23 protein-coding genes are annotated in these 20,242 nt (G+C 53.5%); 14 read left to right on the forward strand and 9 right to left on the reverse strand.

Features of this window, described 5'->3' with window-relative positions; translation table 11 throughout:
* Positions 1-7: 7 nt before the first annotated feature.
* Both eptA and J2125_RS22545 read right to left on the reverse strand, forming a co-directional pair.
* Entirely contained in the window at positions 8-1,639 is a 1,632-nt protein-coding gene (gene eptA, locus J2125_RS22540; RefSeq protein WP_026111846.1) for a phosphoethanolamine transferase EptA, read from the reverse strand.
* A gap of 109 nt (positions 1,640-1,748) precedes the next feature.
* A complete protein-coding gene (locus tag J2125_RS22545) occupies positions 1,749-2,393 on the reverse strand; it encodes an NAD(P)-dependent oxidoreductase (RefSeq protein WP_017802188.1) in 645 nt (214 codons plus the stop codon).
* A 112-nt stretch (positions 2,394-2,505) separates the two neighbouring features.
* On the opposite strand from J2125_RS22545, the gene J2125_RS22550 reads away from it, so the two are divergent.
* From J2125_RS22550 to slyA, 5 genes are all read left to right on the forward strand, one after another.
* Positions 2,506-3,432: a LysR substrate-binding domain-containing protein gene (locus J2125_RS22550; protein ID WP_040462491.1), complete on the forward strand. Its 927-nt coding sequence runs from the start codon at positions 2,506-2,508 to the stop codon at positions 3,430-3,432.
* A 41-nt stretch (positions 3,433-3,473) separates the two neighbouring features.
* Positions 3,474-3,713: a DUF1289 domain-containing protein gene (locus J2125_RS22555; protein WP_026111848.1), complete on the forward strand. Its 240-nt coding sequence runs from the start codon at positions 3,474-3,476 to the stop codon at positions 3,711-3,713.
* Between the two features lie 75 nt (positions 3,714-3,788).
* Positions 3,789-4,685 (forward strand): aldo/keto reductase, encoded by an 897-nt coding sequence (locus tag J2125_RS22560; protein ID WP_017802191.1) that lies wholly within the window; start codon positions 3,789-3,791, stop codon positions 4,683-4,685.
* Positions 4,686-4,773: 88 nt separating this feature from the next.
* Entirely contained in the window at positions 4,774-5,295 is a 522-nt protein-coding gene (sodC, locus tag J2125_RS22565) for a superoxide dismutase family protein (protein ID WP_017802192.1), read from the forward strand.
* Between the two features lie 258 nt (positions 5,296-5,553).
* Positions 5,554-5,991 carry a transcriptional regulator SlyA gene (slyA, locus tag J2125_RS22570; protein ID WP_017802193.1) on the forward strand — a complete coding sequence of 146 codons (438 nt, stop codon included), beginning with the start codon at positions 5,554-5,556 and terminating at the stop codon, positions 5,989-5,991.
* Positions 5,992-6,042: 51 nt separating this feature from the next.
* Here the strand turns inward: slyA and slyB are convergent, their stop codons facing one another.
* Positions 6,043-6,510, reverse strand: coding sequence for an outer membrane lipoprotein SlyB (slyB, locus tag J2125_RS22575; RefSeq protein WP_017802194.1), 468 nt, complete (start codon positions 6,508-6,510; stop codon positions 6,043-6,045).
* A gap of 285 nt (positions 6,511-6,795) precedes the next feature.
* Here slyB and anmK point away from each other — a divergent pair, with 285 nt between their 5' ends.
* The 5 genes from anmK (at position 6,796) to pdxY (ending at position 11,326) form a co-directional block, all read left to right on the forward strand.
* Positions 6,796-7,917 carry an anhydro-N-acetylmuramic acid kinase gene (gene anmK, locus J2125_RS22580; protein ID WP_017802195.1) on the forward strand — a complete coding sequence of 374 codons (1,122 nt, stop codon included), beginning with the start codon at positions 6,796-6,798 and terminating at the stop codon, positions 7,915-7,917.
* A 13-nt stretch (positions 7,918-7,930) separates the two neighbouring features.
* Positions 7,931-8,251, forward strand: coding sequence for an MliC family protein (locus tag J2125_RS22585; RefSeq protein ID WP_017802196.1), 321 nt, complete (start codon positions 7,931-7,933; stop codon positions 8,249-8,251).
* Positions 8,252-8,319: 68 nt separating this feature from the next.
* Positions 8,320-8,976 (forward strand): pyridoxamine 5'-phosphate oxidase, encoded by a 657-nt coding sequence (pdxH, locus tag J2125_RS22590; protein WP_017802197.1) that lies wholly within the window; start codon positions 8,320-8,322, stop codon positions 8,974-8,976.
* A gap of 123 nt (positions 8,977-9,099) precedes the next feature.
* Positions 9,100-10,371 carry a tyrosine--tRNA ligase gene (tyrS, locus tag J2125_RS22595; protein WP_017802198.1) on the forward strand — a complete coding sequence of 424 codons (1,272 nt, stop codon included), beginning with the start codon at positions 9,100-9,102 and terminating at the stop codon, positions 10,369-10,371.
* Positions 10,372-10,465: 94 nt separating this feature from the next.
* Positions 10,466-11,326 carry a pyridoxal kinase PdxY gene (pdxY, locus tag J2125_RS22600; RefSeq protein WP_017802199.1) on the forward strand — a complete coding sequence of 287 codons (861 nt, stop codon included), beginning with the start codon at positions 10,466-10,468 and terminating at the stop codon, positions 11,324-11,326.
* A gap of 36 nt (positions 11,327-11,362) precedes the next feature.
* Here pdxY and J2125_RS22605 read toward each other — a convergent pair whose 3' ends face one another.
* Complete coding sequence (locus tag J2125_RS22605; protein WP_017802200.1) at positions 11,363-11,776, reverse strand: CesT family type III secretion system chaperone; 414 nt, start codon at positions 11,774-11,776, stop codon at positions 11,363-11,365.
* A 1-nt stretch (position 11,777) separates the two neighbouring features.
* Positions 11,778-12,644, reverse strand: a complete 867-nt coding sequence (locus J2125_RS22610) for a hypothetical protein (protein ID WP_017802201.1) — start codon at positions 12,642-12,644, stop codon at positions 11,778-11,780.
* Positions 12,645-12,802: 158 nt separating this feature from the next.
* Here J2125_RS22610 and J2125_RS22615 point away from each other — a divergent pair, with 158 nt between their 5' ends.
* On the forward strand, positions 12,803-13,081 hold the full coding sequence (locus tag J2125_RS22615) for a type II toxin-antitoxin system RelE/ParE family toxin (protein WP_209499539.1): 279 nt from the start codon (positions 12,803-12,805) through the stop codon (positions 13,079-13,081).
* On the forward strand, positions 13,081-13,383 hold the full coding sequence (locus tag J2125_RS22620; RefSeq protein ID WP_017802203.1) for a HigA family addiction module antitoxin: 303 nt from the start codon (positions 13,081-13,083) through the stop codon (positions 13,381-13,383). The genes J2125_RS22615 and J2125_RS22620 overlap by 1 nt, the downstream gene beginning before the upstream one ends.
* A 45-nt stretch (positions 13,384-13,428) precedes the next feature.
* On the opposite strand, the gene map is transcribed toward J2125_RS22620, so the two are convergent.
* From map to olsF, 4 genes are all read right to left on the reverse strand, one after another.
* Positions 13,429-14,214, reverse strand: a complete 786-nt coding sequence (map, locus tag J2125_RS22625; RefSeq protein WP_017802204.1) for a type I methionyl aminopeptidase — start codon at positions 14,212-14,214, stop codon at positions 13,429-13,431.
* Positions 14,211-14,450, reverse strand: coding sequence for a ParD-like family protein (locus J2125_RS22630; RefSeq protein WP_017802205.1), 240 nt, complete (start codon positions 14,448-14,450; stop codon positions 14,211-14,213). Before J2125_RS22630 ends, map begins: the two co-directional genes overlap by 4 nt.
* A 101-nt stretch (positions 14,451-14,551) precedes the next feature.
* Positions 14,552-15,739, reverse strand: a complete 1,188-nt coding sequence (locus tag J2125_RS22635) for a serine hydrolase domain-containing protein (protein WP_017802206.1) — start codon at positions 15,737-15,739, stop codon at positions 14,552-14,554.
* A 255-nt stretch (positions 15,740-15,994) separates the two neighbouring features.
* The gene (gene olsF / locus J2125_RS22640) at positions 15,995-17,707 is read right to left on the reverse strand and encodes a bifunctional ornithine lipid synthase OlsF (RefSeq protein ID WP_026111850.1); all 1,713 of its coding nucleotides are present in this window, start codon (positions 17,705-17,707) and stop codon (positions 15,995-15,997) included.
* 568 nt (positions 17,708-18,275) lie between these two features.
* Here olsF and J2125_RS25230 point away from each other — a divergent pair.
* On the forward strand, positions 18,276-18,638 hold the full coding sequence (locus J2125_RS25230; RefSeq protein WP_017802208.1) for a hypothetical protein: 363 nt from the start codon (positions 18,276-18,278) through the stop codon (positions 18,636-18,638).
* Between the two features lie 260 nt (positions 18,639-18,898).
* Positions 18,899-20,176: an HlyD family secretion protein gene (locus J2125_RS22650; protein ID WP_026111851.1), complete on the forward strand. Its 1,278-nt coding sequence runs from the start codon at positions 18,899-18,901 to the stop codon at positions 20,174-20,176.
* Positions 20,177-20,242: the final 66 nt, after the last annotated feature.

Below are 20,242 nucleotides of genomic sequence, written 5' to 3' on the forward strand. Positions count from 1 at the left end.
CCGTTGCCTACGCCTGGCACACTTTTAGTATATCGAGCGCAGGCTGATATTCGCTGGTCTGGATATTCATCATGCCGAGCAGGGTATGGAAAATATTGTCCTGCGACACCGCATCGCTGGCGGCATGTTGCTGTAAGCACTGCTGATTAATGCCAAAGGTGTGTGCATAATCCGGCGACATCCACAGCAGAAACGGAATATGAGTCTGCTGGCTTGGGGCAAACACATACGGCGTGCCATGCAGGTACATGCCGTGTTCACCCAGTGACTCTCCATGGTCCGAGAGATAGATTAGCGCCACATTATATTTGTCGCTGTAAGACTTCAGCAGATTAATGGTGTCACTGAGCATCGAGTCGGTATACAGCAGGCTGTTATCATAGGTGTTAATTAATGCCTGATGATCGCAGTCCTGAATCTGGTTACTGTCGCAAGTCGGGGTAAATTTGCGCATCGCTGGCGGGTAACGCAGATAGTAAGCCGGGCCGTGGCTGCCCATCTGATGCAGGACAATGACCGAGTCATCTTTAATGCTGTCAATATAGTTATTCAGGCGATGCAGCAGCGCACCATCCAGACAGTAGCCATCGCGGCACTGATCGGGCAGCGTCCATCGGGTCATATCAGTATGCGGCACGCGGTCACAGGCTCCTTTGCAACCGCCATCGTTTTCACGCCACAGCACATTCACGCCTGCATGCGCCATAACATCCATCAGACCTTCCTGGTGACGGGCGAGGCTGGCGTCATAATCGACGCGCGGCATATTGGAAAACATGCAGGGTACCGAGATAGCTGTTTCGGTGCCGCAGGAGCTGGCATGCGGATAATAAATCACCTGCTGCTGTTTCAGTTGCGGATTGGTTTCCCGGGCATAGCCGCCCAGCGAGAAGTTCTCGGCGCGTGCGGTTTCACCCAGGACAAACACTACCAGCGTTTTTTTCCTGCTGGCGCTGATCAGCGGGCCTTTTCTGGCGTCCAGCCCGATCCGCACCAGTGACTGATCGCCAGCGAACCAGCGGTCATGAATATAGTGGCCGCTGCCGCTGATAATATTGGCTGGCGTTATCATCTTTACCAGACCTTTATTATTGCGGATCACCGAAGCGTAATCCTTATAAAACAGCGCCGCGACCAGCAAAATCACCAGCAATGCGCCAGTACTGCTCACCGCGCGTAGCGCCAGACCAAACCACCAGGGGCGATGGCGGGTAATGCGCACCATACACAGCAGCAGCGCCGGCAGCACCCCCATCAGGGTCATCCAGGTCAGATAGCGGGTATTAAACAACGCCAGCGCTTCCTGCGCGTCGGTTTCAAACACGTTTTGCACCATATTGGTGTCAATAACGGTGCCAAAACTAAACATAAAATAATTGGCAGCGGCGCTGGCCAGGATCAGCAGTATCAGCAGCGGTTTGCGGATCCATGGCAATGCCAGCAGATTAAAAATCAGCGTAAACGCGCAGATCAGGACAACGGGCAGGGTAGCGGCAAACAGATAGTCGCGCAGGGAGATAAAAGGAATGATTTCCCAGACACGAATAATAAACAGGGCATTCAGTATCAGAGCAAACCAGAGCGCTGCAACCAGGTTAAACGTAAATTCATTGCAGTGTAACTTTCTTACTAGTTTCATATTTTCCGGTAAAAATAACATTCATTACCAGAAGCATAGGCGTAAAAGCTTAGCGCTACCTTAACAGAAGCTAAACATTTGATGGCCCGCACAGGGCGGGCATAGTAGTTTAGTAACCAACCGTAAACTGCTTTTGCAAATGTTGTGGCGACTCGATTTCATCCAGAATCGCTACCGCTAAATCCGCGACGCTAATTGATGCCGGATGGTCGCCGGACATCAGCAGTTCAGTGCTGCCGACACGGAACTGTGCGGTGCGCTCGCCGGGTTGCAGCAGCGCGGCGGGTGACAGATAGGTCCAGTCGAGATCGGCGGCGCTGCTTTGCAGTTTATTACGCAGCTCGCGCGCGCCAAGTGCGCCGGGTTTAATCTCTGCCGGGAAAGCATCGGTATCCACCAGTTCGACACCCGGCGCCACCTGCAGGCTGCCCGCACCGCCGACCACCAGCAGACGTTTAACCGCCGCAGCTCTGACCGCGTCGAGTATATGCGCGCTGCCAGCGGTGAATTTCTGATACAGGTCGCTTTCTGCCCAGCCCGGGTTAAATGCGCTTATCACCGCGTCCTGCCCCTGCAACACACTACTTAGCCACTCAGTGTTATAAATATCGCCAGTCGCCAGCGTCAGGTTGTCATGCTGTGGCAGATTCTTGCCGGATCGTGAGACGGCAGTGACCTGATGGCCGCGCGCCAGCGCTTCTTTTACCACGTCCGGACCGACAAAACCTGTTGCGCCAATAACGGTAATTTTCATTATGTTCACCTTATTTACGATTGTGATACTCAGTAATTACACTTTAATACTTAACAATAGTGGCGATAAGTGCCATATTTCCACTTTCACAATGAAGTTATACTTACGAATGATGGAAAACCTTAATCGCATGGCGGTGTTTGCCACCGTGGTCAGTGAAGGCTCTCTGGCCGCCGCCGGACGTCGGCTGGGCATTTCGGCATCGGCGGTCAGCCAGCATTTACGTCAGCTGGAGACGGCGGTCGGGGTACCACTGCTGCACCGTTCTACCCGCAAGCTAACCCTGACTGATGCTGGTGCAGCATTCTTCCCCGGTTGCGAAGCGATGCTTGGCAGCGCCCGTGAGGCGGAACAGCGGCTGGCGGAGATGCGTGATACCCTCAGCGGTGAGCTGCGAATCTCTTCCACCGTCGGCATCGGCGGGAAACCGCTGTGCGAAGCGCTGACGCCATTACTGCAACAACATCCCGGCCTGCAGTTACGGATTATCGCCACCGATCAGGTGCTGGATATGATTGAACACCGTATCGATATTGCGCTGCGGGTGAATCGCCAGCTCAACGACACCACCATTATTGCCCATCAGTTAGTAGCGTGGCCGCTGGTGGTTTGCGCATCACCACGCTATCTTTCGCTGCATGGCGTGCCGGAAACGCCCGAAGATCTGATTGCTCATCGCTGGATCACTGGTATGCCTGCCAGCGGTGTTAACGCACGCAATATAGAACTTCATCATAGTCATTATCCTGCGGTACGTCTGCGTATCGCCGAAGGGCAGGTGATAAGCGACAGTATGTCGGTGATCCGCGACTTTACCCTTGCCGGACAGGGCATTTCGCTGCAACCGCTCTATGAGATTCAGGATAAATTGCGGAGTGGCGAACTGATGCTGTTACTGCCGGAGTGGCGTCCGGCATCGCTGAGACTAACGGCGCTAACCCTCGAGCGGGTGCTGCCGGAGAAAACCCGTCAGGCGCTCCAGGTATTGCGTGACTATTTCCAGCGAATTGACGCCGCAACACTTGCGGAACGCGGCTAAGCGATCTTCAATAGAGTCTGCGCTGTTATTCAGGAGTTCAGGTGGCCGAGCAACTCGAGTTTTTCCCGGTTCCCAGCCCATGCCGGAGTATATGCCAGTCAGATGAGCGCGGTTACTGCCGTGGCTGTATGCGTAGCCGTGACGAGCGTTTTAACTGGATGAAGTTCAGTGATGCACAAAAACGCGAGGTGCTGCGTCTGTGCCGTCAGCGTTTCCTGCGTCTGCAGCGCGGCGGAAAAAATGATTTGCCGGACGAACCCGAACAGCCGTCATTGTTTTAGCGCCGGTTTTTTCTCTGCTGACCGGTATATACTGATGCGCAATTCCGTTTCAGTTAACTACGCAGGGAGAACAGCATGCTACAACGTCTGCAGATTGCACCACAGGGGCCGGAATTTTCACGTCTGGTGATGGGTTACTGGCGCCTGATGGACTGGGGAATGACGCCGCAGCAGCGCGTGACTTTTATTGAACAGCATCTAGAGCTGGGGATCACCACCACTGACCACGCCGATATCTATGGCGACTACCAGTGTGAAGCCGCCTTCGGTGAAGCGCTGCGACTGGTGCCGTCTCTGCGGCAGAAGCTGGAGCTGGTGACCAAATGCGGTATCGCCACTACCGCGAATCCTGACCATAAAATCGGTCATTACATTACCGAAAGCCGGCATATTCTGCACAGTGCAGAAAACTCACTGCGTTATTTCAACACTGATTATCTTGATCTGCTGCTGATCCATCGTCCCGATCCGCTAATGGATGCCGATGAGATCGCCGAAGCCTTTATCGCGCTGCATCAGAGCGGCAAAGTGCGCCATTTTGGCGTATCAAACTTTACTCCGGCGCAGTTCTCGCTGCTGCAATCCCGTCTGCCATTTACCCTTGCTACTAATCAGCTGGAGATTTCGCCGCTGCATCAGCCGTTACTGCTTGATGGTTCGCTGGACCAGTGTCAGCAGCTGCGGATTAAACCGATGGCGTGGTCCTGCCTCGGTGGCGGCGAACTGTTTACCGCCGCGCAATATCAGCCGTTGCGTGATGAACTGACAGCGGTCATGGATGAAACCGCGGCGGATAATATCTTGCAGGTGGTCTATGCCTGGGTGATGCGTCTGCCGTCACAACCTTTGCCGATTATCGGTTCGGGGAAAATTGACCGGGTGCGCGCGGCAGTGCGGGCAACGGAAATTACGCTTACCCGCCAGCAGTGGTTCCGTATTCGCAAAGCCGCGCTTGGTTACGATGTGCCGTAAAGAAACGCAAATCGTCACCTTTTATTGTCTGTAATGCGAAAAAGCGACCAGACTTAGTGGGTCTGGAAAACAACGCAAAGGAGTTACGATGAAAGGTTACGGTTTAGCAGCACTGACGCTGCTGGCATGCGGTTTTGCGCAGGCCGCCAGCGAACAGGTTGAACTGCACGAAGCGACTAAGCAGGGGACTGGCCCGTCCATCGGTCAGGTAACGATCAGTGAAACGCCGTGGGGACTGGAATTTACGCCGAATCTGCACGGGCTGCCGCCAGGCATACACGGTTTCCATGTGCATGCCAAAGGCAGTTGTGACGCCGCCACCACTGACGGTAAAACAGTAGCCGCTGGCGCAGCGGGCGGACATCTTGATCCATCCCATAGCGGCAAACATCTCGGGCCTTATCAGAACGGCCATTTAGGCGACTTACCGGCGCTGTTTGTCACTACCGATGGCAAAGCAACTTATCCGCTACTGGCGCCACGGATAAAAAAACTGTCTGAGATTTCCGGCAAGGCGTTGATGGTGCATGTCGGTGGTGATAACCATGCCGATATGCCAAAACCGCTCGGTGGCGGCGGTGACCGCTTTGCCTGCGGTGTGATTAAGTAATCAACAGGCGCTGGCCAGCCAGCGCCTGTTAACCCATTCATTCTCTCCGCTTCCTGCCAGACCGCCACGCCTGATATTGCTGCGCCGAAAAAAAGTGTGGCAGCATACCCTCTGCTGGCTGCAATAATGCGTGCTTACTCGAAATTTATACACTCTTTCGCGTGTCTGTTAGCTCAGAATTTGTATTTTGTCCTGTAAACTCGCAGAATAGTCTAGAATCAGGCTTGATAGCTAGCAAGCTAATTATAAGGAGATGAAATGGATACGCCACTAGGAACGGACCTGGCACGATTGGTGCGCATATGGCGCGCTTTGATTGATCAACGGCTTAAGCCATTAGAGCTGACGCAGACCCATTGGGTCACGCTGCATAATATTCATCAGTTGCCGCCGGAGCAGTCGCAAATTCAGCTGGCGAAGGCAATTGGTATTGAGCAACCCTCGCTGGTCAGAACGCTGGATCAGCTTGAGGAGAAAGGGCTAATCACCCGCTGTACCTGTGTCAACGATCGTCGTGCCAAACGCATTAAACTGACGAAAGAAGCGGAACCGATTATCAGTGAGGTGGAGCATGTTATTGACGCCACTCGCGATGATATTCTGGCCGGTATTTCAGGTCAGGAGATCGATCAACTGGTCACGCTGATTGCGCGACTGGAGAAGAATATTCTCGAACTGCATCACAAAGCAGAATAACCGGTAAATCTGAAAACCGGCGTGTTCGACGCCGGTTTTTTTTCGTGCAGATTAACGTGGGGAGACGGTAACCTGACTGCCGTTGGAAGCCAAAGTGACACGCTGGCCCACAGCATAACGACTGGCGGCCTGTTTCTGCACCACCATGATAGTATTGCCATCATCCTTACGGATTTCCAGCTCCACACCATCGGCCTTATTCACCGCGCCCTGTACGCCCTGACCCGCCACGCCACCGAGCACCGCGCCACCAGCCGTGGCCAGACTGCGTCCGCTGCCGCCGCCAATGGTGTTACCGAGGAAGCCGCCAAGCACCGCGCCACCGATGGCGCCAATCACGTTGTTCTCATCGCCACCCTGAATTTTCACCGGGCGCACGGAAACCAGCGTACCGTAAGTCACATTTTGTACCTGTTTGGCTTCAGACGCGCTATATACGTCACCGGAAAGGGTATCCGTATTGGTACATCCAGCCAGCGTCATCCCGGCTAATGCCACGATAAATAAACGCTTGATCATTGTGGAGCTCCTTATTACTCAGTTGCTGCGCAAAAGCGGCAGCGATAGACAACCATAGTATATGGCACAAGTCCGGCCTGATGCGGATTTTAGTCGAAAAAGGCGACGCGCGCAGCATACCGGAGGGCGAGTAAACAAAAAAGCAATGACAATGGCGCGCGTCAGGATTATGACGAAAAAGCGTTACTCGCTTCAAAAAACAACAATTAATCATAGAATTACAGCGGCGTTTTTGCCAGGCTGCATTATATGCCCGCGAATGTGGCGCGAAACTAAGGCAATAAAATGAAATCAGGACGTTATATCGGTGTGATGTCCGGCACCAGCCTCGATGGTGTTGATGTCGTGCTGGCGGCTATTGACCAGCGTATGGTCGCGCAACAGGCAAGCTATACCCATCCGATTCCGGCCGATCTGCGTCAGCAGGTGCTGGCGATCTGCCAGGGGCAAACTCTTACCCTGTCACAGCTGGGTCAGCTGGATACCCGGCTGGGCCGCCTGTTTGCCGAAGCGGTGCTGGCCCTGATGCAACAGCAGGGGCTGGAAGCATCTGATGTCACCGCCATTGGCTGCCATGGTCAGACCGTCTGGCACGAACCGCTGGGCGATGCGCCAAATACCCTGCAGATTGGTGATAATAATCAGATCGCTGCCGCCACCGGGATCACCGTGGTGGGCGATTTCCGTCGTCGTGATATGGCGCTGGGGGGGCAGGGTGCGCCGCTGGTGCCGGCATTCCATCAGGCCCTGCTGATGCACGCTACCGAACGACGGATGGTGCTGAATATTGGCGGTATCGCTAACCTTTCGCTGCTGATCCCCGATATGCCGGTGCGTGGCTACGATACCGGCCCTGGCAATATGCTGATGGATGCGTGGATCTGGCGTCAGCGCGGCAAGGGCTACGATAAGGATGGCGCCTGGGGCAGCAGCGGCAAAGTGGTGTTGCCGCTGTTGCAGTCGATGCTCGCTGATCCCTGGTTTGCGCGTCCGGCGCCGAAAAGCACCGGCCGTGAATATTTCAATCTCAGCTGGGTTGAGAAGCAGTTGCAGGCGTTTCCGGCGCTGGCGCCACAGGATGTGCAGGCGACGCTGGTGGAGCTTAGCGCCACCACCATCGCCGAACAGGTGCTGCTGAGTGGCGGCTGCGATCGTCTGATGGTGTGCGGCGGCGGCAGCCGCAATCCGCTGCTGATGGCGCGGATCGCCGCACTGCTGGCAGGCACTGAGGTGATCACCACCGATCAGCTGGGGATCAGCGGCGACGATATGGAAGGACTGGCGTTTGCCTGGCTGGCGTATCGCACTTTATCGGGGCAGCCGGGCAATCTGCCCTCGGTCACCGGCGCCAGTGAGGCCTCGGTATTAGGGGCAATTTATCCCGCCAATCGCCGCGCATCACACTAACGAGGAGTTACCGATGAAAAAGTGCCTGATCATCGCCACTGCATTATCCACCTTATCGGGCTGCGGCCTGTTATCACAGCCACAGGGCGATCAGATTCAAACGCTGCACTACCGCTGTGGCACTCTGCCGCTGACCGTTAAGCTGAATAACAGCCAGCAGCAGGTGAGCCTGATTATGGACGGCACGCCATTAACCCTGAAGCAGCAACCCGCCGCCTCCGGCACGCGTTACAGTGACGGTAACTATGTGTTCTGGTCAAAGGGCGAGGGCGCCTTTATCGAACGCAACGACAAAATTATCGTCGATGATTGTCAGCTGCAATCGGGCAGTTAACTCGTTGAAGTTCATCAGGGTGAAGCGCACAATGGCTTTACCCTTTTTTATTGCCAGAAACCTTTTCTATGACCGATAGCGATAACCTGCAACAGATTGCCCATCTGCGTCGTGAATATACGCGTGGTGGTTTGCGCCGTAAGGATCTGCCAGAGCAACCACTGGATCTGTTTGAACACTGGCTGCGTCAGGCCTGTGACGCGCAATTGCCCGATCCGACCGCGATGAGCGTGGCCACCGTCGACCAGCACGGCCAGCCTTATCAGCGTATCGTGCTGCTGAAACACTATGATCAGCAGGGCATGGTGTTTTACACCAACCTCGGCAGCCGCAAAGCGCAGCAGCTGGAACATAATCCGCGTATCAGCCTGCTGTTTCCGTGGCATATGCTGGAGCGCCAGGTGATGGTGCTGGGCAGCGTGGAGAAACTGTCACCGCTGGAAGTGCTGAAATATTTCCACAGTCGCCCGCGCGACAGCCAGATTGGCGCCTGGGTCTCGCAACAGTCGAGCCGTATTTCAGCGCGCGGCGTACTGGAGAGCAAATTCCTCGAACTGAAACAGAAGTTTTTGCAGGGTGAGATCCCACTGCCGAGTTTCTGGGGCGGATTCCGCATCAAAATTGATTCGATGGAGTTCTGGCAGGGGGGCGAACACCGCCTGCACGATCGCTTCTTCTATCAGCGTGACGGTGAAGGCTGGAAAATCGACCGACTGGCGCCGTAAATTGCTGAAATACGCTGGCACTGAGCGCCGCCGCGCTTTATTCTATAACGCATATTTTTCTTCCGCGTGCAGCGGAAAGCTGTGTACCAGCTTAGGTGCAGTCGTTTTTACATGGAGTCTTTGATGGCCAGCAGTAACCTGATTAAACAATTGCAAGAGCGGGGCCTTGTCGCCCAGGTAACGGATGAGGACGCGTTAGCAGCACGACTGGCGCAAGGGCCAATCGCACTCTATTGCGGCTTCGATCCGACCGCCGATAGCTTGCATTTGGGGCATCTGGTGCCGTTGCTTTGCCTGAAACGCTTTCAGGACGCCGGACACAAGCCTGTGGCGCTGGTCGGTGGCGCAACCGGGCTAATTGGCGACCCAAGCTTCAAAGCAGCTGAACGCAAACTGAACACCACTGATACGGTTAATGAATGGGTCGAAAAGATTCGCCAGCAGGTTGCGCCTTTCCTCGACTTTGACCGCGGTGACAACAGCGCGATTGCCGCCAATAACTATGACTGGTTTGGCGGCATGGGCGTGCTGACCTTCCTGCGTGATATCGGTAAGCATTTCTCGGTTAATCAGATGATTAACAAAGAAGCGGTGAAGCAGCGCCTGAATCGCGACGATCAGGGCATCTCCTTTACCGAGTTCTCCTACAACCTGCTGCAGGGTTATGACTTTGCCTGTCTGAATGAGCGTCACAATGTGGTGCTGCAGATTGGTGGTTCCGACCAGTGGGGCAATATTACCTCCGGTATCGATCTCACCCGTCGTCTGCATCAGAACCAGGTGTTTGGTCTGACCGTGCCGCTAATCACCAAAGCGGATGGCACCAAATTCGGTAAAACCGAAGGCGGGGCGGTCTGGCTGGATGCGAAAAAGACCAGCCCGTACAAGTTCTACCAGTTCTGGATTAACACCGCTGATGCTGATGTCTATCGCTTCCTGAAATTCTTCACCTTTATGAGCATTGAAGAGATCAATGCGCTGGAAGCGGAAGATAAGACCAGCGGTAAAGCGCCACGCGCGCAGTATGTGCTGGCGGATCTGGTAACGCGTCTGGTACACGGTGAAGAGGGTCTGGCGGCGGCTAAACGTATTACGCAGAGCCTGTTCTCCGGCGCAATGAGTGAGATGACCGAAGCGGACTTCGAACAGCTGGCGCAGGATGGTATGCCAACCGTCACCCTGGCGGCGGAAGACGATCTGCAACAGGCGCTGGTCAATGCGGAGCTGGTGCCGTCTCGCGGTCAGGCACGCACGATGATTGCTTCCAATGCGGTCACCGTCAACGGTGAAAAGCAGGCGGATGCCGAATACCGTTTCAGTGACAGCGACAAACTGTTTGGCCGTTTTACCCTGTTACGCCGTGGCAAAAAGCATTACTGCCTGGTGTGCTGGTAAGACTTAATCATTCCCGGGGCGGGGGATATCCTCCCTCGCCCTGAAGCCGGACACTCCGGCATTTAACTGGCAAGGCTGTGCAGGTCCCCCGATAATGAAAAATATCCTTTCTATCCAGTCGCATGTGGTGTTCGGACATGCTGGCAATAGCGCGTCTGAATTTCCTATGCGGCGTATGGGCGCAAACGTTTGGCCTCTGAATACCGTGCAGTTTTCCAACCATACGCAGTATGGTCACTGGACCGGCGCGGTGATGCCGGCATCCCATCTGACCGATATTGTGAAAGGCATTGCGGATATCGATCGGCTGAAAACCTGTGATGCGGTGCTGAGCGGCTATCTTGGCTCTGGTGAACAGGGCGAGCATATTCTGCAAATCGTCAACCAGGTGAAAGCGGCCAATCCTGATGCCTGGTATTTTTGCGATCCGGTGATGGGCCATCCGGAAAAGGGCTGTATCGTGGCGCCGGGCGTGGCGGAGTTCCACTGTAAATACGCGTTGCCTGCCAGCGATATAATTGCGCCGAACCTGCTGGAACTGGAAATGCTGAGCGGCAAAAGCGTGGCCAGCGTGGAAGAGGCAGTATCTGCAGCGCGCGAACTGATTGCCGTCGGCCCGAAAGTGGTGCTGGTGAAGCATCTGGCACGTGCCGGTTATCGCAGTGATCGCTTTGAGATGCTGCTCATCACCGCTGATGAAGCGTTCCATATCAGCCGTCCGCTGGTGGATTTTGGCGTGCGTCAGCCGGTAGGCGTGGGTGATCTGACCAGCGGTCTGCTGCTGGTCGATCTGCTGCATAAGATGCCACTGCAACAGGCGCTGGAGCATGTTACCGCCGCCGTGTATGAAGTGATGATTAAAACCCATGAAATGGGTGAGTATGAGTTACAGCTGGTCGCGGCGCAGGAGGGGATTGCTCATCCTCAGCAGCACTTTGCGGCAGTGAAGCTGTAAAACGCTTGCGGGGCTGGCGCCGCCAGCCCCCTGATCTCAGGCCATCTCACGCTGACTGGCCGCTGACACCACGCCAACCAGACGATTCGCTTTATCCACCAGACGATCAAACAGGGCGATTAGCGCTGGTGTGTCAAGCTGCACAAAACGTTCCCGACTCCAGAGTATCAGCGTGCGGTTTTCGCCGAGCACCGCCAGCGAGATGGCTGGCGTCGGCTGTTCGACACTGTTTTCCGCCAGTAACCGCCAGGGAAGCGATTCATCCATCTGTGCCGGTAAAGCGCCGAGGCTGGCGACCATCAGCAGTTCCTGACTCTCCAGCGGCGTAAACTGGATTTGCAGGTGGGCAAAGTCGACCTTAATCGCCTGACCAGCGCCAATCGCTGGCGCTGTGACGTTAAGGTGGCGTAACAGTGGCTGCATCAGCCGCGCAAAAGTGCTGCTCATCATTCTACTCCCCATCAGTGTTACGCAGATGCTGGCGCGCCAGCTGGGTGCCGTACGCCTGGCGCTCATACTCTTCGCGGTTGGCGACATTTTCATGCACCTCCTGCGAATTATCGCGGTTCTGGTAGCGTACGTCGAGATTAACCATGCCGTGGTTGCGTTCAAATAAGCGCACGCGGGATGGATCGGCCAGCGCCTGCTCATAACCCGGCGTCTGCTTACGCTGGTTAATATGCGCGATTCGCTCCTCACTAAGTGGTGTGATTTCACCCATTTGATCGAGTTCCATCTTCGGTGGCATACCTGGCATATGGATATCCAGCGGCCTGCTGGTATCTGGTTGAAATTGCGCGTTATTCATCAGATGCGCGCGGGCGAAGACTGGCCAGGCGTCGACGACCACCGCTTCGCCAGGCATACGCAGGTCGCCAATAACATTAAACTGATGATCCGGGTTATTTGCCGCCGCATAAGTTGCTATCGGGCGATCCAGCTCCATCGCGGAAAGATATGCCATCGTCAGCGCCGAGTTTTCACCGCAATTGCCGGTTTGCGCGGCGAGAGCGGATTTCACAATTGCCTGATTATCGCCGCGAAAGTCGGCATCGCGCACATGCCTGGCGGCCACTTCACGCTGATAGTTCTGGCCTCTGGTCAGCATAAACGCGCTTTTGCCGTTGCCAGGCCCGAAGCTGAGATGCTCTTTAGTGATATCAAGGACGCTTTGCGCAGTCTGCAATTCTGACATCAGGCTGGCCGACACCTCGACGGTTTCGCCGCGATGATTGCCAGGCATTGCCTGCCAGAGCTTAACGGTTTGCTGGTCGCTGCTTTTTAACAGATGCGGTGCGGCGGGAATGGCTGGGAACATTAATTTCTCCGTTGAACGCTTTAGTCAGCTATGTGCAGAGAGCGGGAGAAAAGTTCCTTATTGAGGGCAAAACTGGCAAAGGCGGCAAGCTTGCGTGATTAATTGCGTCCTGATATGCTGTTGCTTGTGGCGCAACAGGGATCAGGGAGTGCAATGGAATGATTAAAAATTTCAAACACAAAGGGCTGCGACTCTTTTTTGCAAAAGGAATAACCAGCGGCATCAATCCCCGACACGCAGATAAACTCCGCCAGCGTTTGGCAGTGATTAATCAGGCTGAAGCCGTGGGAGAAATAAATCTTCCTGGATATCGTCTTCATCCTCTGACAGGTGAGCGACAAGGATTATGGTCGGTAACGGTTTCCGGCAACTGGCGTGTGACATTCGAATTTATCGATGGTGATGCGTATATCGTTAATTATGAGGACTATCACTGATGAAAATGTTTAATCCCCCACACCCGGGTGAAATTATTGCTGGCTCTCTGGAAGAGTTGGGACTGGGAATCCGTGATCTTGCCCGGGCACTGGCCGTGGCGCCTTCCACTGCTCAACGCCTGGTAGCCGGTAAAGCCGCAGTTACGCCTGAGATGGCGGTTAAACTGGCGACAGTACTGGGCAGCAGCCCTGAAATGTGGATGAGACTGCAGGAAGCCTGGAGTCTGGATAAAGCGGTAAAAACGGTTGATACCACGAAGCTCACGCCGCTATTTACGGTTGTCTCTATTTCCCAGGCATAACGCCTGGCGTATGGTTCAGGGCGGCGTATCGCCGCCCCAAATAATTCAGATCGCCGGGTAATCACCGGTGCCTTCCGGCCATGGCGTCAGCAGATCGAAACCTGTCGCGGTCACCGCAATGGTGTGTTCCCATTGCGCGGAGAGGGAGCGATCTTTTGTCACCACCGTCCAGCCGTCGGAAAGCACGCTGGTTGCCGCTTTGCCGACATTAATCATCGGTTCGATAGTAAAAATCATCCCCGCTTCCAGCACTCTGCCAGTGCCCGCTTCGCCGTAATGCAGCACCTGAGGGGCGGTATGATAGATCTCACCGACGCCATGGCCACAATATTCACGCACCACGGAAAAACCCGCCCCTTCCGCCAGTTGCTGAATGGCGGCGCCGATATCACCCAATGTGGCGCCCGGACGCACTACTTTAATTCCGGCCACCATCGCCTGATAAGTGATATCTGTCAGGCGACGCGCCCGTACCGAAGGTTCACCAACAAAGTACATTCGGCTGGTATCGCCATACCAGCCATCTTTGATGATCGCCACATCGATATTAACGATATCGCCTTTTTTCAGTTTTTTATCCGAGGGGATGCCATGGCAAACCACATGATTAACTGAGGTACAGACGGTGCGCGTATAGCCTTCATAGCCAATATTCGCCGGAATTACCTTCAGTTCATTGACCAGATAGTCATGACAGATGCGGTCAAGGGCATCGGTAGTGACGCCAGGCTGTACAAAAGGCGTAATCATTTCCAGCACTTTAGCTGCCGCATGACCGGCTGCGCGGGCGAGTTCAATCTCCGCCGCAGAGTGAATTTTTATCGATTTCAACAGGTTGCCTCAGCTTCTGCGGGTGCGTTGAGGATAGTGGCGATATCCACGCCACCCTGCATTTCGGCTTTCACCAGCGCACGCGCCAGCTGATGATGGGTAAGCTGCGGATAAAGCTCGGCCAGCATGCCGATTTTCAGCCAGTGCTCGGCCTGCGAATTAATCGAGCGGCTCATGGCATTGCTGGTGATGCGCAGATTTTCATGCATCAGATCGGAGATTTTAACGATTCCCATATTGCACCTATACGAAACATATATAAAACGTATATTGGCATAAGCGGGCAGGGTCATGCAATTCTCTGTAGCAAATTGCCTGATATATCAACCGGGCCGGGTTATGGCGCACACTCCTGTTCCTCCGCCATTCTGACCAGCATGCGATGCCCGATATCGTTATCCCAGTTAAAACTGTTCTGCAACACCACAATGGCGGTTTTATGTTTAACGTCCATGCCGATATAGCTGGAGTAGCCGCCAATAAAACCGGACTGATAAAAAATGGTCTGTCCGCTAACCCGATTACTAAGCCACGCCAGCGCGGAAGAGTCGTGATCAGGTTGCCGGAAACGCACATGGGTGGCGTCGGCAAAAGCGCGATCCAGCCGGGCATCACCACTGCCATACAGATGGGCATCAAGATAGCTCAGCAGATCGTTTGCGCTGGACCACAGTGATGCCGCGCCAACCATATAACCGGAGAAATGCCAGTCCGGCACCTGCTCGCCGCGCCGCATAAACTTCGGCTGATCGCCGGCATGACCATGTGCGCGTTGCAGGTAGCCGGGCAGTTTTTCTGGCTGATAGCCAGTGTGATTCAGTCGCAACGGCGCAATAATCTGCTGGCTGGCAATCTGCTGTGGCGTCTGCTGTGTATACTGGCTAATCACGTAGTCGAGGATGGCATAGCCGAGGTTGGAGTAGATTACTGACTGCTGCTGCGGCCTGACGAAGTCGTGCAGATAGTTGAGAAACTCACCGTCATCAAGATCGTCGTAAAACGGCGCGCCATTAAACAGGTAACGCGTCAGGTTGCCGAACATATGCAGAGTGGTCATCTGACGTGGCAGGCCGGAGGTGTGGGTGGCCAGCTGCAGCAGGGTAATCTGCTGTGCGTCCTCACTCAGTTGCAGCCGATCGCCGAGTAATTCCCCCAGCGTATCGTCCCAGTGCAGCCTGCCATCCTGAACCAGCAACGCTGCGCTTTCGGCAGTAAAACCCTTAGTCAATGAGCCAATGGCAAACAGCGTATCGCCAGTCACTGGGGTGCGGCGATCGCGATCGGTAAAGCCATAACGGTAAATATGGCGCTGCTGGTCGGCGGTTAATAGCGCCACCACCAGGCCGGGCGTACGCTGTTGATCGATCAGTGGCTGCGCCAGTGCATCAATCTGTTGCTGTAGCGGAATATTACAGCTGGCCAGCAGACTGGCCTGCCGCGAGCTATCAATAGTGTTACTGGAGAGCGACGCACAGCCGCTGGCCAGCAGGCAGCAAAACAGAATATAAAAATTGGGTTTACGCATGATATCAGGATTTATACCGGTAATTTCCAGCGCCGCGCGATAGTTAACGTGATAGCGAAAATTTCAGCCGATTTCCTGCTGCGGATTTTCTTTAATACCAACAATTTAACGGATTGTATTGCCAAAAAGAGCAATAAAAATAACAGGTTATTAGCGGCGCATTTTATACTGCGTCAGCGGAGGGGGCAAGAGAAGGATAGTTTCTGCATCATCATTCACTGAATGCCGGGCGACGCGAAATGCCGCCCGGCGTGCTTAGTTTGCGTTCTGCTGGTGAACGGCGATATAGCGTTGATAACGTGTCGCTTTCAGCTGGGTCAAATCCACCAGCACCAGGCCGTCAATACAGTGGTTAAAATCGGGATCGCTGCCGAAATCGATAAACTGTACGCCGCCCGGCTCACAGAGTTCAGAATACTGTTTATACAGCGGTGGGATCGCGGTGCCGAGATTATTCAGCATGCGTTTTAAGCGTTTTAAATCTTCCTGGTAGTTATCGCCGGTAAACTGCGCCAGTACCGCAGGCAGGGAAGCCGGGTAGGGACGGCGTGAAGTTGCCAGCGGCAGGTTTGGCGCAAAGTAGAGTCGGTAGAATGCCACCAGCAGATCGCGCGCCGCCAGCGGCAGTCCACCCGAGATCGACACCGGGCCAAACAGATAACGGTACTGCGGATATTTCGCCAGATAAGCGCCAATGCCCATCCACAGATAATCGAGTCCACGCTTGCCCCAGTACGCAGGCTGGATAAAACTGCGTCCCAGTTCAATACCCTGCATCAGTACAGCGTTCATCTGATTATCATAGTGGAACAGGCTCTGGCTGTAGATGCCATCAACGCCTTTGCGCGCCAGCTGCCCGGCGGTAGGCAGAAAACGGTAAGCGCCAACCACCTCCAGCGCTTCCTGATCCCACAGGATCAGATGGTAATAGTCGTCATCGTAATCATCGAGATCGCGACGTTTGCCGCTGCCTTCGCCTACGGCACGAAAGGCGATCTCACGCAGTCGTCCCAGTTCGCGCAGAATCGGCACATAGTCTTCGCCGTTGCGCCGGTAAAGATAGATGATTTTGCCGTCAGGCAGTTTCCCCAGCACTTCACACTCTGCCAGCGCCCGCTTCAGCACCGCGCGATCTTCGGCGCGGGCAATCGCCGGTTCAGTCTGAAACAGCGCGGATTTCTCCTGACCGAGACGATAAAGATGGCGCCGGAAACGCGCCGCCAGCTCTTTTGCTGGCGTCCGGCCGTCGTGCCAGCTGGCATAAGGAATACGTGCGCCAATTTTAAGCTTCAGTCGCTCGCCGCGATGCTTAAACATTTCACGCACCAGCAGCAGCATTGAGAGTGGCTGATAAAGCATTGAGGTGAGATAGAACAGGCCGCTGTTGTGCCCGCTGACGTGGACTGGCACCACTGGCGCACGAAAACGGGCGGCGAGGCGCAGAAAGCCGTGGCTCCATTTACCATCTTTGACGCCCTTGCTGCCGAAGCGCGACACTTCGCCTGCCGGAAAGAAAATCAGCACGCCCTGATTTTCCAGCTGATCCTGCATCTGCGTCACCTGCTGACGGCTGGTGCGGTTGCCCATATTGTCAACCGGCACCATCAGGCTGCGCAGTGATGTCAGGCAGTTTAACAGACGGTTGGTAACGATTTTAACATCGCGCCGCACCTGAGAGACTGCATGCAGCAGCGCCAGGCCATCGAGGGTGCCCAGCGGATGGTTAGCGACAATCACCACCGGTCCGAGACTGGGGATCTGCTCCAGGTCGCGTTCACTGAGCTCACAACTGATATCGAGATATTCCAGCACCTGTTCCACCATATCCAGTCCCTTCAGATGGCGGTGCTGCTGGTTAAACTGCTGAAACTCCTTTTCGCGCAGCAGTAGTCGCAGAATATTTTTCTGCCAGCCCGGGGTATTTCGCTGAGGATAAAGGTCGTCGAGTACAGTTTCGATAGTAAACACAGGCATCTCTCCGGCGGTTTTAACGCGACACTAAAGAGACAGAATGACGGTTTGATTACCGGCAGATGACAAAATGGGGAATGATCCGAAACGGGGGAGAGTAAAAACAGGTATCTGGCAGGATGAGAACATCAATTTATCGCAGGCGATTAATAATGCAATTTGTAACGTGATAACCTAAATAAAATCACTTTCAATACTCAACGTATAAACTAATTGGTCGCTTAATTTTTTTATATTCATAGGTGATTAATTTATTATGTTTGAATGATTTCTGTGTGGTTATATAATTGGCTGTTGTTGTGTACCGGTCACTATTTACAAAAAAATATATTGTGTTTGGTCACGGCTGCTGATAGATTTTTTATATTCTTAATGTATTTTTTGCTGTTGTAATGGATATCGTAAGCCATAATAAGTGTTACTTGTTCGTGTAACCGATATTTTATAAATTAATCTAGTGAAGACTATTTTTCATGGAGGATAAATTATATGTCATCGACTTCTATTCGTGAGTTAACAACTGATGAAGTCTCGGCCGTTTCTGGTGGCGGGGCGAATACATCTCATGACATTAGTATTGGTTCCCACCATGGCGCTGCTGCACTTAATGGTGGCGGTGGGGCACCGCATAGCTGTAATAACTCTGCAGGTGCTGGCGCTATTATTGGGGCCCTGGCTGGTCTACCGATGGGCGCTGGAGGGGTTATTGCAGGTGCAGTCGCAGGTGCCGCACAGGCATCTTTGTCCTGCCCAAGTAATAGCCCGTACAGCAGTAATAGTGGCAATCATAGTGGTTCGCTTGGTGGCGATGCTGACAGCAATAGTGTCAATGGTCAGTGTCATCCGTGACAGGAAAATAATAAAAGGTAGTATATTGCTGCCTTTTATTAAGAATATGTTCGATATAGTGAGAGGGACGTATGAATAAAATAGCAAATAAAACGTTTTGGTACCGGGGGGGATTTAAAAGCAGAGAGTTCTGGGGGCAGATGTGTTGGATAATGATGAGTGGGGTGCTAATTAACTTCTCTTCACTTAAGCTGGTTCAACCCGACACACAGTACCTGGATGTTGTTTTGCTGTTTTTTATCGTGATGGGTGTTAAGTATTCTATTTTATGCCTGTTCAGATTTATTGATTGGTATCATTCACCTCTCACTGATATGCGGCACTGCCGGAAAAATGATGCTGTACAGAAAAGAGGCAATTGAACACCGAAAAAATATCTGGTCAGGAAAGGCTCTACTGCTCTCAGGCGTGCCTGTGTCTTATATGACCATTTTTACGGTTATCTTCTTTACCTGCTTTCTCTGCCTGCTTATTTTCGGCTCCTATACCCGCAGGATCAATGTTAGCGGAGAAATAGTTTCCTCGCCACGTGCCATCAATGTGTTGTCAGCACAGCAGGGCTTTGTTGTCCGGCAGATGGTAAGTGCTGGCGAAAACGTAGAAAAAGGTCAGCCGATCTATCAAATTGACGTTAGCAGAACCACCAGCTCGGGCGTAGTGAGTAAAAGAATAAGTGAGAGTATTCAACAGCAGATCAGCACGCTCAATGAAATCGCTAAAAAGATAAGGGAAAACAAAAAAATCACTCTTGATACCCTTAATCGCCAGAAAAGCCATTATGAAAATGCGCTGCAACACTCCTCTGCTATTTTGACTAAAGCGGAAGAGGGATTGCGTATAATGAAGGCGAATATGGACAACTATCATAATTATCAGGTGCAGGGATTAATAAACAAGGATCAGTTGGCCAACCAGACTGCATTATATTATCAACAGCAAAATGAACTGCTTAATCTTCATAGCCAGAACCAACAAAATGCACTGCAAATAGTTTCGCTTCAGAGCAATATTCAGACCCAGGCGGTAGATTTTGATAATCAGTTGCATCAGCTGGAGATACAGAAAAGTTCGCTGCGCGGGCAACTCACCACTGCCGATGCAGAGAGCGAGCTGATTATTACCGCGCCGGTGGCGGGGAGAGTGGATTCGCTGAGCGTCACTACCGGACAGATGGTGGCCGTTGGCGACAGTCTGCTGCAAATTATCCCGGGCGACACCACCCGCTATTCTCTGATTCTGTGGGTGCCTGACACCGCAGCGCCTTATCTTGCCACCGGAGACGGCATTAATATTCGCTATGATGCATTTCCCGCGGAAAAATTTGGCCAATATTCAGGACAAATCATTGCGGTTGGGCGCACGCCTGCCTCGCTACAGGAAATGGCGACTTACCCGAGTGCACCTGCCAGAAGCGCTGATAATCCACAAACCTGGTATAAAGTGGTGGTGAGTCCTGACAAAGATCGATTTTATTACAAAGATCACTGGGTTGACGCTGAGAATGGCATGAAGGCCACCAGTACGCTTTTTCTTGAGGAGCGCAAGTTGTATCAGTGGGTGCTTTCACCCCTTTATGACCTGCGCAACAGCGCCGGGGGGCTGGCCAGTGGCAAATGATACCTTTGACTGGTATTGCCTCGGTTGATCGTGTGATCACTCTGACGCAAGGCGACAAGGCGTAAT

This window comes from Winslowiella toletana (genome assembly GCF_017875465.1).
Taxonomy (GTDB): domain Bacteria; phylum Pseudomonadota; class Gammaproteobacteria; order Enterobacterales; family Enterobacteriaceae; genus Erwinia; species Erwinia toletana.